The following is a 16,370-nucleotide window of genomic DNA, read 5'->3' on the forward strand; positions in this document are numbered from 1 at the left end:
CTGCATCAGCAGGCTTTTTAATGATAAAGCGAGTTAACCCCATTGTTTAGACTAAGGTTACTGCCATCTTACGGCGTAGATAAGCAATCTGTTGCATATGCGGCAAATCCTTCGGACAGTTGTCCTGGCAGCCTAGTAGCGTCATACAACCAAACACACCGTCTTGGTTACCAATCACATGGTAGAAATCTTCTGCATTACGTGTATCACGACTATCTAGCTCAAAACGCGCAATCTTCATTAAGCCAACAGCACCAACAAAGGTATCACGCATTTGCTTAGTCGCACACGCTGACACACATACACCACACTCAACGCAGCGCTCTAGCTCATATAGCTTAGCCGCTTCTTCTGGTGACATTGGCGCTTCTAAACGATGAATATCATCATCGCCCGCTTTCGGGTGTAGCCATAGCTTTAAGCGCTCGGCAATTTCACGCATAAACTTACCCGTATTCACCGACAAGTCGCCAATCAATTCAAAGCCTGGTAGCGGCATTAATTTGATTTTACCGTCAGCAAATTTGCTGGTTAGGGTTCGGCATGCCAGCGTAGGCATACCGTTAATCACCATGGCGCAGCTACCACAAATACCCGCACGACAAACAAAGTCAAACTGCAGCGACGGATCTTGCAACTCACGCAACTGATTTAGTGCAATAAAGACCGTCATACCAGGCGCTTCTTCAATCTGGTAATCCACCATTTTTGGCTTATCATCCGGCATTTGCGGATCGTATCTAAAAATACTGAATGTTAAGGTACGGCCCTTAGCCATTTGTTGGCTCATTTTACGGTCTCTCCTGCGCCCGAGTTTAATTTGTCACTCAAACGTTCGTTCTTTGGTTTTAATGATTCTGGTACGTCAAATGGCATAACCGCCGCTTGCTGTTGATGTCTGTCAGCATCAGGGCCAAGCTGGCTGATAATCTCTGCAATTTGCTGTTCACGCTTTTCGGTATCTGGATGAGCAATGGCATTGTCGATACCATAACCACGGTAACCTGGTGGCAGCTCCATCTTCATCACATCTAATTGCTCATATTCAAGCTGTGGTGACAGGCTGCTCGCGTCTGGCCAGCTCGATAACGTGCGGTTTAACCAGTCTTTGTCGTTACGCTGTGGGAAGTCCTCACGAGCATGTGCACCGCGGCTCTCTGTACGCGCAGCAGCGCCTGCAGCAACGGTTAGTGCCACTTTAAGCATACGCTTAACACGCAATGCTTCGACTAGCTCAGGGTTTGCATGGCGCTTCTTACACTTAAGGCCTAACGCATTGGCACGCTTAAGCAAGTCTTGTAGCTCACTAACGGCTTTATCAAGCTCAGGGCCATTACGGAAAATACCCACGTAATCCATCATGATGCGTTGCATCTGCTGCTTAAGCTCAAATGGATTCTCTGTGCCTTCACCGTCAATCAGATCGTCAATTTCGCTTTGCAGTTTACCCACAAAGGTCTCGACTAAACCGGTATCGATCTCAAGGGTGTTTTGCTCACAGAAATCGGCAACATACTTACCGATGATCATGCCGCCAACCACAGTCTCAGCAAGTGAGTTACCGCCTAGACGGTTAAAGCCGTGCATATCCCAACATGCGGCTTCACCGACACTGAATAGGCCTTTAAGCTGCGGGCTTTGGCCGGTAGCGTCAGTACGAATACCCCCCATAGAGTAATGCTGCGTTGGTCTAACTGGGATCCAGTCTTTAGCAGGGTCTATGCCTAAGAAATTCTCACAAATTTCTTTTACTTCACGCAGGTTGGTTTCAACATGCTTACGGCCTAGCAAAGTAATGTCTAACCACAAATGCGGACCGTACGGGCTATCTACGCCCTTACCTTTACGCATATGCTCAGTCATGCGGCGCGATACCACGTCACGTGAAGCCAGCTCTTTCTTTTCTGGCTCGTAGTCAGGCATAAAGCGGTGACCATCTTTGTCACGCAATAAACCACCATCACCACGACAACCTTCAGTGGTTAGAATGCCCACAGGTACAATTGCGGTAGGATGGAACTGCACCGCTTCCATGTTACCTAGCTTGGCAACACCGGTTTCTAGTGCTAGTGCTTGACCAACACCTTCACAGATAATGGCGTTAGTAGACACTTCATAAATACGGCCATAACCACCGGTGGCAATCGTGGTCGATTTAGCAACGTAAGCAATAAGCTCACCGGTAATTAAGCAGCGGGCGACCACACCATGGCAACGCTTACCATCATGGATAAGTGATAACGCTTCCATACGCTCATGAACAGGAATGTCCATTGCAATCGCTTTGTTATCCACTGCATAAAGTAGTGAATGGCCTGTACCATCAGCGGTGTAGCAAGTACGCCACTTTTTAGTACCACCAAAATCGCGGGCGTTAATTAAACCATGCGCCTCTTCTGCTTCTTCGATAGTCACCTTTTCGGCATTCACCACCACCTGACGTGGACCTTTGGTTATGCGCGTCCAAGGTACGCCCCAGTTAGCCAACTCACGAACAGCTTTGGGTGCGCAATGGGCAAACATACGAGCGACATCCTGATCGCATCCCCAGTCAGATCCTTTTACGGTATCTTGGAAATGCACATCTTCATCATCACCCATACCTTTAACGGTATTACCTAAACTTGCTTGCATGCCGCCTTGCGCCGCAGCAGAGTGTGAACGTTTAGCAGGGATCAGAGATAGCACAACGGTGTCGAGCCCTCTCTCTTTTGAGGCGATGGCGACCCTTAGTCCAGCCAGACCGGCGCCCACGACTAAAGAATCGGTATATATGAGTTTCACGCTTGCTCCTTAAATAGGAATAGGTCGATGTTCTATTGCGCTGCGTCATGACTCATTGCCATGCTCAGCGTTATTTTTATTGGTTTTATAGGTGCCGACGGTTTATCAACACCGACTAATCAGTTGGCTTATGGACGAAACGGCTCAATAGGTAATGTCAGTTCGCTGCCAATAATCATGTACTGGGCTAAGCTTAATAAGCCAATCACCATCAAGTACACCACTAACACGTGAGCCAACTTGCGCAGACCATTACGGTTAGCGCTAATGCCCCACTTCACAGCAACACGGTATAAACCAAACATTGCATGAATAACCACTGCAGGCAGCAGCACGATATACAGTAGCCATGCACTATCGTGATACACACGCTCAGCACTTAAGTGCGGGCCAATTTCTGGCGTTGCAATCATGGTGTATAAGTGCACTGGCACAAGGAAGAATAAGATAAAACCGCTGACTAACTGCCAAAACCATACTCGAGTATCGCTATGGTTAACCATTTGCATTTGGCTTCGTAGTGCTCGCCACTGGCCAATTTGCGCAGGGAAACGACGCAGTGCAAATGCCGCATGAACTAGCACAACGACTAATAAGAAAGTTGAAAAAATAGTGGTCAGTAGCGGATAGCCATGGCCGGTTTCGCTAAACATACCACCTTCAAGAAACTGCACTACATGGTAGAAAGCTTCTTTACCAAATAGAATGCTAGATTCGAAGTGTAAGTGCACCAGCAAAAAGCATCCTAATAGAATACCTGTGGCGCTTTGTAAGCGGTCAGCTTTGGCAGACCAAGGGCTGGCTACTTTTTGTTTGAATAGGGTTACAGTGTCAGTTAGGGTTCTCACAGTTATTTTTCTTTTATAATGCCTATTGTCGGGATTTACACCATATCAGGAAGATTTTCCCTACAAATACCCATACCGCCAAAGCGTGAGCCTGCTCACCTACTAATGCGGCATCAATTGATCTAGATCACAAGAGGTATGACTCAAAGCAAACACTGGTCAAACCAACTTACCAATTAAATTCAACAACTTGAACAGAAACAATAAACACCCAACTACTAATTTACCTATTAGCTATAGACAAGAATAGTGCTGATATTGCACAAAAATACACTCCAGATAAAACGTCATTAGTGCTAGCGCTTGTACTAATAAAAATGCCGCTGACGTTAATCCAAGAGATCGTTTACAATAACGCTACTAAATTCTAGCTACAGAGACGATCCCATGCCTTGGATCCAACTTAAAGTCGATACCGACAACCAGTACGCAGAGACATTGAGCGATATGCTCATGGAGCTAGGCTCACTGTCTATCACCTATGAAGATGGCAAAGATATGCCAATCTATGAACCAACCTTAGGTGAAACGCCATTGTGGAGCCATACGGTTCTTACAGCACTGTTTGATGCTGATTACGATCTAACACCAGTCGTAGAGCTGCTAAAAGGCTTGCCATACCTAGGTGAAAACTTTAGCCATAAGATTGAACAAGTTGAAGATAAAGACTGGGAACGTGAGTGGATGGATAACTTCCACCCAATTCAGTTTGGCGATCGTCTTTGGATCTGTCCAAGCTGGCGTGAAATCCCAGATCCAACAGCAGTCAACGTGATCTTAGATCCAGGTCTAGCATTTGGTACCGGTACCCACCCAACTACCGCGCTTTGTTTAGAATGGTTAGACGGCCTAGATTACAGCAATAAAGATGTAATCGACTTTGGTTGTGGCTCAGGCATTCTAGCCGTAGCAGCACTTAAGCTTGGCGCTGAACGCGTAACTGGTATCGACATCGACTATCAAGCGATTGAAGCATCAAAAGCTAACGCTGAGCGTAACGGTGTTGAAGATAAGCTAGCGCTATATCTACCTGAAGATCAGCCTGACGATTTGCTGGCAGATATTCTAGTTGCCAACATATTAGCAGGCCCATTACGTGAACTTGCCCCTCTAATTGCTGAAAAAGTTAAACCTGGTGGACTATTAGCACTTTCAGGCCTGCTACAAGAGCAAGCTGAAGAAATCTCAGCCTTCTACAGTCAGTGGTTCGATATGGACGAGCCCGCTCACAAAGACGATTGGAGCCGCTTGACAGGTATACGTAAATAGCAGTAACCCGCGGCGCTTTCAGCGCCGCGACTGACTTCTCACTAGGCAAAAGTCAAGCAAAAAAGTTGCCCTCAGGTCATTTATTGACCTTTTCACAGGCTTGAAAAAGGCGTACTATAGCGCCCCTTTGACGAGCAAGGTGTTTTGATAAATGCAGATTGGACCCTATCGCCTGAAAAATCAGTTGATCGTGGCGCCAATGGCAGGTGTCACTGACCAACCCTTTAGAAATCTCTGCTTACGTTATGGCGCAGCCTTAGCCGTGTCGGAGATGCTTTCATCGAATCCTGAGGTTTGGGATACCGATAAAAGCCGCTTGCGTATGACACACGCAGGTGAAGACGGAATACGTTCGGTTCAGATTGCCGGAGCAGACCCAGAATTAATGGCCAATGCCGCTGTTGTCAACGTACAACAAGGGGCACAAATCATTGATATTAATATGGGCTGTCCAGCGAAAAAAGTGAATAAGAAGCTCGCAGGCTCGGCTTTGTTGCAAGATCCAGTACAAGTAGAAGCGATTCTACGTGCTGTGGTAGCAGCAGTTGATGTACCTGTTACGCTAAAAATTCGAACGGGATGGGCTCCAGAGCACAGGAATGGTGTTCATATCGCCCAGATCGCAGAAGATTGCGGTATTGCCTCATTGGCCGTTCACGGCCGAACTAGGCAGTGCATGTACAAAGGCAATGCCGAGTACGACACAATCAAAGCGATTAAAAAACAGATCTCGATACCAGTTGTCGCGAATGGAGACATTTTAACCCCAGAGAAAGCACGTTTTGTGCTGGATTATACTGGTGTGGATGCTCTGATGATTGGACGAGGAGCTCAAGGACGACCTTGGATATTTAGGGAAATCCAACATTACCTGGATACAGGTAATAAGCTAGCGCCCGTTGAGATGGATGAAAAACGTCAAGTTATGCTTGAACACCTGAAACTACTGTACAACTTGTATGGTGATTATAAGGGCATCCGCTTCGCAAGAAAGCATGTTGGCTGGTACTTAGACCAAGAAAATCAACGGCCTTTTAGAGCCGAGTTTAATCGACTCGAGACCGTTGAAGAACAATGTTCCATGGTGGAACGCTATTTTGATGAATTTGTTGCATATTAATAAAGAGCAGAATACGAATGTTTGATCAGACTACTCACACTGAAGTTCACCCACTTACTGTTGGCAAAATCGAAACCGCAAGTGGCGCTATCAAGCCACAATTACTACGTGATGCGGTAAAGCGTGCTGTCACTAACTTTTTCGCTCAGATGGACGGGCAAGAAGCTGAAGAAGTATATGAAATGGTGTTAAGCGAAGTTGAAGCACCTCTGCTAGATATCATCATGCAACACACTCGTGGCAACCAGACTCGCGCTGCCAACATGCTAGGTATCAACCGTGGTACACTACGCAAGAAATTAAAGAAATACGGCATGAACTAAGACTAACGTCTTAACGTGTTGTATAGAAACGGGTTTTTTGGCGACAAAAAGCCCGTTTTGCTTTTATATGTACCCTCATATGTACCCCGCTATCTCTATCGTCTCTTTCAAAAATCACATTCATTCCATTTGTAAATCAGCCAAATAAATTCCTTTCCTAGCAGCACTTTCAGCTTCGGCTAATTTTCACCTTGTAGACTCGCAAACCATGTGACAATTTCTAACAAGTTTTAACTTAGTTGTTAACTCAAAAAGTGATAGATTTCACAGCCCACTGCAAGCTCAACTAAAGCTCACTAAAAGAGCGAGTACAGCCACAGTGTGACTTGAACAATAAGTACTGATATAAGCACCAATACAACAATTAAAGCTGCGGCGTGTTTGCAAGCATGACCGCGGAACTAAATCCCGAAGAGGACAGTATGCTAACTAAGAAAAACCTATTAAGCAGTGCATTAAGCCTAGGTCTATTAACCAGCTATTCAGCGCAAGCGGAGACGTTTGATTTTGTTGAAAAGCAAGCTAACAACATCGACACCTTAGTGGTCTTCCAGGCTGGCGAAGAGGCCTCTACAGCTCTTAGCAAACTAAATAAACAATCACAGCAACAAATTAGCAAAGCATTAGCGCTACAAGAATTTACAGGCGAGAAAAAGCAGCTGGTTGAAATTTTAATGCCGACAGGTATCGATGTTAAACGCCTAGTGGTGATTGGTGTCGGTGATGAAGCAGAGCTAACTCCCGGTGAAGTCAACAAACTTGGCGCAGAGATCACAGCTCATTTTAACGGTATTGAAGTAAAAGATATTCAAGTATTAACCGACGGCATTAGCGATGCCACCAGCAACGCTAGCTTCGCTGCAGAGCTTGCTCACGGCATTAACCTGCGCGCTTACAAGTTTGATAAATACTTTTCAGAGAAAAAGCCTGCCGAAAAGAACTACATCATCTCAGTCGACGCAGCTAAAGACACTGACAAGCTATACACTCAGTTAGCAGCGATTGAGCAAGGTGTATTCTTAGCCCGCGACTTAACCTCTGAAACACCAACTGAAATGACGCCGGTAGACTTTGCCAATGCGGCAAAAGAGCTTAAAAAGCTGGGCGTAAAGGTTACTGTGCTTGAACCTAAGAAAATCGCCAAATTAGGTATGGGCGCACTGCATGCTGTTGGTCGTGGTTCTCTAGAAGGTGCTCGCCTTGTGGTTGCCCACTGGGAAGGTAATGACGATGCGCCTATCGCGCTTGTGGGTAAAGGCATCACCTTCGATTCTGGTGGTTACAATATTAAGGCATCTGGCGACTCTATCTCACGTATGAAGTCTGATATGGCTGGTGCAGCTGCAGTACTTGGCGCAATTAAAGCCATGGCACTACAAAAAGCCGACGTAAACGTGGTGGCAGTAATGCCAATGGCAGCCAACATGGTGTCTGAAACCGCACTTGCTCCTGGCGATGTATTAATGACAGCTGAAGGCTTAAGCGTTGAAGTACTCAATACCGACGCCGAAGGCCGCTTAATCTTAGCCGATGGCATGTGGTACGCCCGTGAATACTATAAGCCACAAGTGATGGTTGATGTTGCGACATTAACTGGCTCTAAGGTTCGTGCACTCGGTAAACGCTACACAGCCGTATTTAGTGAAGATGATGCCCTAGTCGATGAGCTCACTTTCTCAGGCAAAGCCGTGGATGAAAAGCTATGGCGATTACCGCTTGCCTATGATGACTTACTAAAAAGCCCAATTGCTGATTTAAAGAACGCAGGCTTTGGTGGCCCTGGTGCGACTACTGCTGCGGTATTCTTACAGCAGTTCACTGGCGATACTAAGTGGGCACACTTAGATATTGCTGGTAGCGCATTAGCGGCAAAAGATGTGGGTGTGACTCCAGCAGGCGGTACAGGCCACGGCGTACGTTTACTAAGTAACTGGCTTATGACTCAAAGCAAATAAGCTTAAACATATAATTTAAGCACGATTAAAAAATCATAAAAAAGCCCTGCTTCATTAAGCAGGGCTTTTGTTTATCTGGCGGACTGAACTCACTACTTTCGCAGCCAAGCTCCAAGCTAAGTTAGAGCGACCAGCAATGAGTGCCGCTCTTTAGCGATAAGAGTTAGTTCTTAAATAGTCGCCTCATCTGTCACTTTCTGTTTACTCTCACCGCGCTGGTGTGCCATACGGTACAGAATAGGCAGTACAAACAGAGTTAATATCGTCGATGAGATAATGCCGCCAATCACCACTGTGGCAATTGGACGCTGCACTTCTGCACCTGTACCAATATTCAGCGCCATAGGGACAAAGCCCAGCCCTGCCACTAAGGCTGTCATCAGTACTGGGCGCAGTCTTATTAATGCACCATCAATAATCGCTGTCATCAACTCGCCCTTCTCTTGATACAGCTGACGAATAAAGCTCAACAGCACTAAGCCGTTAAGTACTGCTACGCCCGAGAGCGCAATAAAGCCCACGCCTGCCGAGATCGACAATGGCATGTCTCGTAACCACAGCGAAATGACCCCGCCTGTTAGCGCTAATGGAATGCCCGTAAAGATAATCAAGGCATCTTTGACCGAACTAAAGGCCATCACCAACAAGCCCAGAATAAGCGCCAGCGTTAATGGCACTACAATCGATAAGCGCTGACTTGCCGATTCTAATTGCTCAAAGGTGCCGCCATATTCCAGCCAGTAACCAGCAGGGATATCCACTTGCTCGGCAATTTTCTGTCTAGCTTCACTGACAAAGGTGCCCAAGTCGCGACCACGCACGTTAGCAGTGACTACAATGCGACGCTTACCGTTTTCACGGCTGATCTGGTTAGGCGATGGCGCAATATCTAACGTCGCCACTTCAGATAACGGTACATATTGCCCAGATGGCAACATGATTGGCAGCTCGTGCAAGTGCTCAACGTCTTTGCGGATCACTTCTGGTAAACGGACCACGATTTTAAAGCGGCGATCGCCCTCAAAGATAAGTCCTGCTTGCTCGCCACCAATAGCGGTAGCAACAAAGTCCTGTAACTCATCAACCGTTAAACCAAAACGTGCTAACGCCATGCGATCAGGCTGGATCGATAGCATTGGCAAACCCGTTACTTGCTCAACTTGCAGATCGGCAACGCCATCGATCTTTTCTAGCACTTCATGGATCGCGTTAGCTGAAGCTAATAACTGATCGAGATCATCGCCAACAACCTTAATACCCAGATCGGCACGCACTCCCGAGATCAATTCATTAAAGCGCATTTCGATCGGCTGAGTTAGCTCAAAGTTATTTCCCGGCTGCCCAGAAACCGCAGCAACGATGTCTGCCGCCAAAGCGTCATGACTCATCTTAGGATTAGGCCATTCATTACGCGGCTTTAGCATAATAAAAGTGTCGGCGATATTTGGCGGCATAGGATCGTTTGCCACCTCTGGCGTACCGATCTTAGAAAACACATTTAACACCTGTGGGAAGTGTTTAATGCGATCTTCTAACTGCATCTGCATATCCACGGACTGCTCTAAGCCTGTGCCCGGAATCCGGATCGCTTGCAGCAAGATATCTTCTTCATTGAGCTGAGGGATAAACTCAGAGCCAAGAGTCGTTGCCAGCCAAATAGAGAAGCCCACTAATGCCATAGCCGCGCCAAGCACTAACCAGCGTAGCTTCATCGCACCGATTAACAAAGGCTTGTATAGCGACTTAGTTGCGGTAATGACACGGCTCTCTTTTTCGCTCACTTTACCCGTCATAAACAGAGCAACTGCTGCAGGTACCAGTGTTAACGACAAGACTAACGCAGCTAACAGTGCCATCACCACGGTTGCCGCCATTGGGTGGAACATCTTGCCTTCCACGCCTGTAAGGCTAAATAGCGGGATATACACCACGGTAATAATCAGCACGCCAAACAAACTTGGGCGGATCACCTCATTGGTGGCTTCAAACACTAACTGCAAACGTTGTTTACGTGGCAATACATGACCACCATTTTGCGCTTGCGCCTGACCCAGCCTGCGAATGGCATTTTCAACAATAATCACTGCGCCATCGACGATCAAACCAAAATCCAATGCACCTAGGCTCATAAGGTTAGCCGACACGCCAGCCTGAACCATACCCGTCATCGTTGCCAACATCGCTAGCGGAATTACCGCCGCAGTGATTAACGCGGCTCGTGCGTTACCCAGTAGGATAAACAGCACCACGATAACTAGCAGCGCGCCTTCTACTAAGTTTTTCTGTACCGTATAAACGGCTTTATCGACTAAGGTGGTACGATCGTAAACCGCCTCAACTTTAATGCCATCGGGTAGTGATGCCTTAACATCTTCAAGCTTGGCAGCAACGGCCAGTGATACCTGACGTGAGTTTTCGCCCACCAGCATCATGGCACTACCCAGCACGGTTTCTTTGCCGTCACGGGTTGCAGCGCCAGTGCGCAGCGCCTTACCAATACCGACTTCTGCCACATCGGCAATAAAGATTGGTGCGCTATCAATATGCTTAATCACCACTTGCTCAATATCGCTAATGGTCTTTAGCTGCGCCGCAGAGCGCACTGTTAATTGCTGACCATCTCGCTCAATAAAACCAGCACCACGATTGCTATTACTGCTTTGCAGCGCCAGCTTGATATCGACAAATGACACACCGTATTGCAGCATATTGGTTGGCAATGGCGTGATGTGGTACTCCTTGTCATAGCCACCAATGGTGTTGATCTCGGTAACACCAGGCACCTGCGCCAGCTGAGGTTTAATGATCCAATCTTGGATCTCTCTCAACGCGGTTGCATCAAACTCGCTGCCATCGGCTTGTTTAGCATTAGGTAGCGCTTCGATGGTGTACATGTAGATCTCGCCGAGCCCGGTGGAGATCGGTCCCATCTCCGGCTCGATATCACTGGGTAACTTGCCCTTGATCGCATTTAAGCGCTCATTGATCAAGTTACGGGCAAAGTACAGATCTGTACCCTCATCAAACACCACTGTCACTTGCGATAAACCATAGCGCGATAGTGATCGGGTGTAAGATAACTGCGGGATCCCCATCAGCGCATTTTCGATCGGATAGGTAATTCGTTGCTCGGTTTCTTGCGGTGAATAACCTTCTGCTCGGGTACTTATTTGTACCTGCACATTGGTAATATCCGGCACCGCATCAATCGGTAATTTTTGATAACTCCACAGCCCCACTGCAACCAGCAGCATGGCGAGGAACATCATCATCCAGCGTCTATTTATCGCAAGACGCAATACTGACTCAATCATTGACGTCTCCTTTAGTGAACGTGGGCAGCGCTTGATTTCTCAAGATCGGCTTTGAGTAAAAAGCTATTGGCAACGGCATATTCTTCGCCAGCTTCAAGACCCGACAATACTTCGCTCATTTCACTGTCGCTGCGGCCAAGAGTCACAGCGCGTCTTTCAAAACCTTCATCATTACGGATAAACACCACTTGCTGGCCTTCTGACTCCTGCAGTGCGCGGTTATCTATCGTTAACGCCACCGCTTGTTTACTCAGCGTCAGTTTTCCTGATAACAAAGCCCCTACCGCCCATTGGCCGCTGCTGTTATCGAGTGGCGCACGAGCGAGCTTAATGTTGTCACCGTTTGTTGAATTGAGTAGATATTGGATACTCGAAGCCGCTGTTAGCTGCTGAGCAGAAATGCTGAGCGCTTGCCCCACTGCAACCTTGCTGAGTTGACCCGGAAAGATTTGGTACTGCGCCCAAAGCTGACTGTCATCGATAATGGTCAGCAGCACATTGTCAGTGGCCATCTCGCCAGTGTTAGCAGTGCGGCTCACCACCACTCCGGAGATTGGCGCTTTAATGGAGTAGCGCTTTAAGCTGGAATTTGACTCGACTTCTGCCACCACTTGTCCGGCTTTAACGCTATCGCCAACGGTCACATTCATGCGGGTGATTAAGCCGGCAAAGCGCGCGCGGATTTCACTGCTGGCCGCCTCTGGCACTACTGCACGGCCATATACCGTCAATATTTGTTTGATATCGCCCGCTGCAGCAAGCTCTGTCGCAATACCCGAGGCTACAATTTGCTCGGCGCTGATATGAACTCTGCCCTCTTCATGCTCGTCGTGACCGTGCTCATCACCATGTTCATCATCGTGACCACTATGTTCGTCTTGATGACCGTCATTATGGCCATGTTCATCACCGTGACCAACATGTTCGTCTTGATGACCATCATTATGGCCATGTTCATCGCTATGCTCATCACCGTGACTATCATGCTCGTCTTGATGCTGATTGGTGTGCGCTGTTTGCTCTTGATGCGCAACTTCATGATGATGCTCAGGCTCATGGCTATTTGCTGGCTCATGGCTGTGCTCAGCAGAAGCGTTAACCGAGGTGCTAATCATCAATGTAACCGCAGCAACAACAGCAAGGTGAACTAAGGAGAATTTATTTAATAAGGTCGCGTTCATTTGGTTTGTCCTGTAGCAGCATTAGAAACATTAGCTGCGTTAGAAAAGTCAGCAGTCTTGGAAAAATCATTAAAGAAGGTATGTTGAGAAGCGGGTAACGGCTCAGCAATCAGCTGTTCAATATCGACGCCATAACGTAGTGCAGAGGCCGCAGCATCAATCAATGCTCGACGAGCAAAGAGTAATTCTTCTCGGGCTGTTAAGTAGTCAAGATAGCTATACAAGCCTTGCTCATAGGCGGTTTGGGTATCTTCAAGCGCTAAAGTTAAGGTAGGGATAACACTGGCTTGCAAACGATTAACCGTCACCATTGCTTGTTTTCGGCTGGCGTAAGCACGATATAGCTGGCCATAAAGCTCTAGTAAAGCCACTTCTCGATTCGCAAGCACCTGCTCTTTTTCGGCCTGAGCCGATAGCAAGGCACCTGTGTTACGCTCACCATTAAACAGCGGCATACTAAAACCTGCTGTCAGTGCCATATCATTGGTTTGTTGAAACTGCTTTACGCCGACCGACCAGCTTATATCGCTGCTAGATTGGGTTTTAGCAAAACGTAGTTCAGCTTCTTTTAACTGTGCTTGAGTCAAATAAGCAGTAATAGCCGGGCTATATTTTACTTTCTCAAATAACGGCTCTAGTGCGACATCATCTGTAAAGGCAAACAAACTCCCCTCTAGTGAATCAAAATCAACCTGAGACTCACCCCACATCATGCTTAACGCTAATTTGGCGTAATCAAGCTGCTGTAGCTGAGTTTCTGCAACCAGTCTGGCATTAAATACCGCCGCTTGGGCGCGCTTTACTTCGGCCTCAGGTGTTACAGCTGCTTGAGCGCGCTTAGCTACAACCGCTTGTGTTTCTTCTGCAAGCTGTAATGAATCAACAGCAAGTTGCAGTTGCGACTGCGCCGCCAATACATCGATATAACGACGTGTTGCTTCAGCTAATAAGTTTAATGCGGTAATTTTTTGTTCGGCATCTAATACAGCGCGCTGCTCACTAACAATACCGCTGCGAGCATCTAACTTGTCACCAAGCTCAATGACAGAAGACAGAGATACGCTAAACTCGGCGCTATCAATTCCTTGGAACTCACCGCTGCCCACGAGATTGTCGGCATCAAAGCCGATTTCAAAGCCTGGAGTCAACGCTTGAGTTTGCGCTGCGCCATCAAGCGCTTGCTGCCTAAACTTAAACACTTTCAGTGATGGATGCTGTTGTTGAACCCGTTCAATCACAACCGGTAAAGAAAGCGTATTAGATTGTTCTGCATTACCGTTAGAGTCGGCTGTAGCCGCAATAACTGAGGTTGCGGATATCAGAGCAATAAGCGCCAAGGTGCAATAAAGCCCTCGCCAAACACAAAACATGCCAATTTTAGTGACAGATTTTGCGCAATAAGTATTATGAAACATCGGAGATTAAGCCTCGATTTAATACAAAAATACAGAGCTGTGAGTTAAACCTACAAGAGGGCAACAGCTCTTTAGCAAGCTTGTAAAAGCTCGCTAAATGAATAAAGTTTTGATTAAACGATTAAGGCTTTAGGGGGGCGCAGGAAAGCGAAATAAGGGGACTCAATAGAAGTAGAGCTAAAAGCAAAAATGTGGCTATTAGGGCTTGCTGTCACTGATTTTAACGCAGTGATAGGGTGCATTAAGGTCATGCAACATGAGCAGCAGTTATTGCTACACTCAGCGCAGTCATCTTCTACATGACTTGCTGTTTCAACTTCATCACATTGTGATGTGTTATTTACAGTGCCGTTCGTATGCTCAGCCACATAGGTGACTTCACTGCCACAATCATCATGAGCAGAAGTACAATCATCAGCCATAGTTACCATGGATTGCATCGTTAAAATCACGATCAACAACATCCGCCCCAACTTAGCTGGAGAGGTGATGAATATTGCTCGGATAAAACGCGATAAGCTCGACATTAGGCCGCAGCATTACCTTTGTTTTTAATAACGTACATAACTGACTTTATCGCACACTCGTATCACTTTGATTCTGGCTAGTTTAAATTAATCAAAATTAAAACACTATGCGTTTACAAATCTTAATCGGCTCTGTGTATAAAAAACTTCCGAAAACATCGATGAAACCACATCTATAGCAATAAACCTTGGCTTGGGACTTCTACCTAGATCGAGCTAAATTACACCTCAAAGTGTGATTACCTGAGCATTTTACTCAAGTAATAATTGAACACGCCAAAAGATGCAAATAATATGCACGTATATTTCAAACTAAACTTGCCTTGGATCTGCCAATGACTAAATCAAACACACTTCACTCGAAAGCTCTTCAATCCAAAGAAAGCCTACTTGCCTCTCGTGTAGGAGAATTAGTCGCTAACGACTTTCGCACTGCCCATTTGTTTAGCCAGCATGGTATCGATTTTTGTTGTGGTGGCGGTATTTCATTAGCCCGAGCAATTACACGCTTTGATGCTGATGAAACAGCGCTTCTCGATGCATTAATGGCGTTAGACACTGAAGGCGAGAAGCAGCAAGGTCTAGAGCAATTAGCTTTACCCGATCTGCTCAATTACATTGAATCGACTCATCACACTTTTGTAAGAGAGAAAGCGCCTTTACTGGTAGAGTACAGCCAAAAAATGGTGCGTGCCCACGGTGAAAATCATGACGAGATAAAGCCTCTAGCAGGTTGGATCCGTGCATTAGTCGATGACTTAATGCCTCACCTGATGAAAGAAGAACAGATATTATTCCCTGCAATTTTAGGGCTACATAACCAAGCTGAGATGCAAAACTGCTTTGGTCATATCGGCAATCCAATTAATGCTATGCAGTATGAGCACAATGATGCACTGCAGATCTTTGAAAAGATCCGCGAGCTAACAAATAACTTTACCCCACCAGCGCACGCCTGCACCACTTGGCGCGTATGTTACGCCAGCTTGGCAGAATTCGAAGCGGACTTAAAACAGCATATTAATATTGAGAACAACGTTTTGTTCCCCAAAGCGCTTGCGCTAACCGCTTGAGTCATCGAACTGATGGTTAGCGTATAAAGGCTGACCCATAAAAATAAGAGGCTCACATCAGTGAGCCTTTTCTATTAAATAGCAGTTTGTTGCAACGGAGACCAATTTACTGAAGCTTGCTTTTGCTGAATAAGCTGCTCAATCAGCTCACGTATTTTAGGTTCAGCATCAATAAACTTATTCATATTCGCGCCACCATTGCGCGCATCATAAATAGCCTCGCCGTCTAACCGTCCTTCATGGAAGACCTTAATTTCTGCGTAAACCATATATAACGCAAGATCCCAGCGCCAGTTAGCAGTATAAGTTGCCGTCCACTCACATTGCAGGCTCGCATCTAATTGCTCCACAACGCGGTAATTAATTTGCTTCTCAGCTAGAATTTTTTCCATTTCTTCCAAGAAGCCTTCCCGCACATCAGGATTTTTCTGAATACAGACCTCTGCGTTATTATTAACGTGCACAGGATCGACTCTTTGCTTAATTGAGCAAGCACTAGTGAATAGCAATATTGACACGGCAATGATTAGTTTTTTCATGATAATCCTTATCTAATTAAAA

At 46.4% G+C, this 16,370-nt stretch carries 13 protein-coding genes; 5 read left to right on the top strand and 8 right to left on the bottom strand.

Translation table 11 applies throughout. The features are described 5' to 3' along the window. Nucleotides 1–46 precede the first annotated feature (46 nt). The 3 genes from K5Q73_RS19175 to K5Q73_RS19185 form a co-directional block, all read right to left on the bottom strand. Entirely contained in the window at nucleotides 47–778 is a 732-nt protein-coding gene (locus K5Q73_RS19175) for a fumarate reductase iron-sulfur subunit (RefSeq protein ID WP_220765566.1), read from the bottom strand. An 8-nt stretch (nucleotides 779–786) separates the two neighbouring features. After that, nucleotides 787–2,784: a fumarate reductase flavoprotein subunit gene (locus K5Q73_RS19180; RefSeq protein WP_220765556.1), complete on the bottom strand. Its 1,998-nt coding sequence runs from the start codon at nucleotides 2,782–2,784 to the stop codon at nucleotides 787–789. A 128-nt stretch (nucleotides 2,785–2,912) separates the two neighbouring features. After that, entirely contained in the window at nucleotides 2,913–3,632 is a 720-nt protein-coding gene (locus tag K5Q73_RS19185; protein ID WP_259650846.1) for a fumarate reductase cytochrome b subunit, read from the bottom strand. A gap of 387 nt (nucleotides 3,633–4,019) precedes the next feature. On the opposite strand from K5Q73_RS19185, the gene prmA reads away from it, so the two are divergent. The 4 genes from prmA (at nucleotide 4,020) to K5Q73_RS19205 (ending at nucleotide 8,299) form a co-directional block, all read left to right on the top strand. Next, complete coding sequence (gene prmA, locus K5Q73_RS19190; protein WP_220765555.1) at nucleotides 4,020–4,901, top strand: 50S ribosomal protein L11 methyltransferase; 882 nt, start codon at nucleotides 4,020–4,022, stop codon at nucleotides 4,899–4,901. Nucleotides 4,902–5,052: 151 nt separating this feature from the next. Then, nucleotides 5,053–6,021, top strand: coding sequence for a tRNA dihydrouridine synthase DusB (dusB, locus tag K5Q73_RS19195; protein WP_220765554.1), 969 nt, complete (start codon nucleotides 5,053–5,055; stop codon nucleotides 6,019–6,021). Between the two features lie 17 nt (nucleotides 6,022–6,038). Beyond that, nucleotides 6,039–6,344 carry a DNA-binding transcriptional regulator Fis gene (fis, locus tag K5Q73_RS19200; protein ID WP_012153658.1) on the top strand — a complete coding sequence of 102 codons (306 nt, stop codon included), beginning with the start codon at nucleotides 6,039–6,041 and terminating at the stop codon, nucleotides 6,342–6,344. A 422-nt stretch (nucleotides 6,345–6,766) separates the two neighbouring features. Continuing rightward, nucleotides 6,767–8,299, top strand: coding sequence for a leucyl aminopeptidase (locus K5Q73_RS19205; RefSeq protein ID WP_220765553.1), 1,533 nt, complete (start codon nucleotides 6,767–6,769; stop codon nucleotides 8,297–8,299). Between the two features lie 170 nt (nucleotides 8,300–8,469). Here K5Q73_RS19205 and K5Q73_RS19210 read toward each other — a convergent pair whose 3' ends face one another. From K5Q73_RS19210 to K5Q73_RS19225, 4 genes are all read right to left on the bottom strand, one after another. Then, nucleotides 8,470–11,613 (bottom strand): efflux RND transporter permease subunit, encoded by a 3,144-nt coding sequence (locus tag K5Q73_RS19210; RefSeq protein WP_220765552.1) that lies wholly within the window; start codon nucleotides 11,611–11,613, stop codon nucleotides 8,470–8,472. Nucleotides 11,614–11,624: 11 nt separating this feature from the next. Further along, nucleotides 11,625–12,794, bottom strand: a complete 1,170-nt coding sequence (locus tag K5Q73_RS21765) for an efflux RND transporter periplasmic adaptor subunit (protein WP_220765551.1) — start codon at nucleotides 12,792–12,794, stop codon at nucleotides 11,625–11,627. After that, the gene (locus K5Q73_RS19220) at nucleotides 12,791–14,209 is read right to left on the bottom strand and encodes a TolC family protein (RefSeq protein ID WP_220765550.1); all 1,419 of its coding nucleotides are present in this window, start codon (nucleotides 14,207–14,209) and stop codon (nucleotides 12,791–12,793) included. The genes K5Q73_RS21765 and K5Q73_RS19220 overlap by 4 nt, the downstream gene beginning before the upstream one ends. A gap of 113 nt (nucleotides 14,210–14,322) precedes the next feature. Beyond that, the gene (locus K5Q73_RS19225; protein WP_220765549.1) at nucleotides 14,323–14,736 is read right to left on the bottom strand and encodes a hypothetical protein; all 414 of its coding nucleotides are present in this window, start codon (nucleotides 14,734–14,736) and stop codon (nucleotides 14,323–14,325) included. 335 nt (nucleotides 14,737–15,071) lie between these two features. On the opposite strand from K5Q73_RS19225, the gene ric reads away from it, so the two are divergent. Next, the gene (gene ric / locus K5Q73_RS19230; RefSeq protein WP_220765548.1) at nucleotides 15,072–15,809 is read left to right on the top strand and encodes an iron-sulfur cluster repair di-iron protein; all 738 of its coding nucleotides are present in this window, start codon (nucleotides 15,072–15,074) and stop codon (nucleotides 15,807–15,809) included. A 74-nt stretch (nucleotides 15,810–15,883) separates the two neighbouring features. Here ric and K5Q73_RS19235 read toward each other — a convergent pair whose 3' ends face one another. Continuing rightward, the gene (locus K5Q73_RS19235) at nucleotides 15,884–16,348 is read right to left on the bottom strand and encodes an Sbal_3080 family lipoprotein (protein WP_220765547.1); all 465 of its coding nucleotides are present in this window, start codon (nucleotides 16,346–16,348) and stop codon (nucleotides 15,884–15,886) included. Nucleotides 16,349–16,370: the final 22 nt, after the last annotated feature.

Origin of the sequence: Shewanella sp. MBTL60-112-B2 (genome assembly GCF_019655055.1) — a bacterium.
GTDB lineage: Bacteria > Pseudomonadota > Gammaproteobacteria > Enterobacterales > Shewanellaceae > Shewanella.

Excerpts from the sequence above, each read along its gene's own strand:
- K5Q73_RS19175 (WP_220765566.1), bottom strand. The coding sequence starts at position 778 with ATGGCTAAGGGCCGTACCTTAACATTCAGTATTTTTAGATACGATCCG.
- prmA (WP_220765555.1), top strand. The coding sequence starts at position 4,020 with ATGCCTTGGATCCAACTTAAAGTCGATACCGACAACCAGTACGCAGAG.
- dusB (WP_220765554.1), top strand. The coding sequence starts at position 5,053 with ATGCAGATTGGACCCTATCGCCTGAAAAATCAGTTGATCGTGGCGCCA.
- fis (WP_012153658.1), top strand. The coding sequence starts at position 6,039 with ATGTTTGATCAGACTACTCACACTGAAGTTCACCCACTTACTGTTGGC.
- K5Q73_RS19205 (WP_220765553.1), top strand. The coding sequence starts at position 6,767 with ATGCTAACTAAGAAAAACCTATTAAGCAGTGCATTAAGCCTAGGTCTA.
- K5Q73_RS19210 (WP_220765552.1), bottom strand. The coding sequence starts at position 11,613 with ATGATTGAGTCAGTATTGCGTCTTGCGATAAATAGACGCTGGATGATG.
- K5Q73_RS21765 (WP_220765551.1), bottom strand. The coding sequence starts at position 12,794 with ATGAACGCGACCTTATTAAATAAATTCTCCTTAGTTCACCTTGCTGTT.
- K5Q73_RS19220 (WP_220765550.1), bottom strand. The coding sequence starts at position 14,209 with ATGTTTCATAATACTTATTGCGCAAAATCTGTCACTAAAATTGGCATG.
- K5Q73_RS19225 (WP_220765549.1), bottom strand. The coding sequence starts at position 14,736 with ATGTCGAGCTTATCGCGTTTTATCCGAGCAATATTCATCACCTCTCCA.
- ric (WP_220765548.1), top strand. The coding sequence starts at position 15,072 with ATGACTAAATCAAACACACTTCACTCGAAAGCTCTTCAATCCAAAGAA.
- K5Q73_RS19235 (WP_220765547.1), bottom strand. The coding sequence starts at position 16,348 with ATGAAAAAACTAATCATTGCCGTGTCAATATTGCTATTCACTAGTGCT.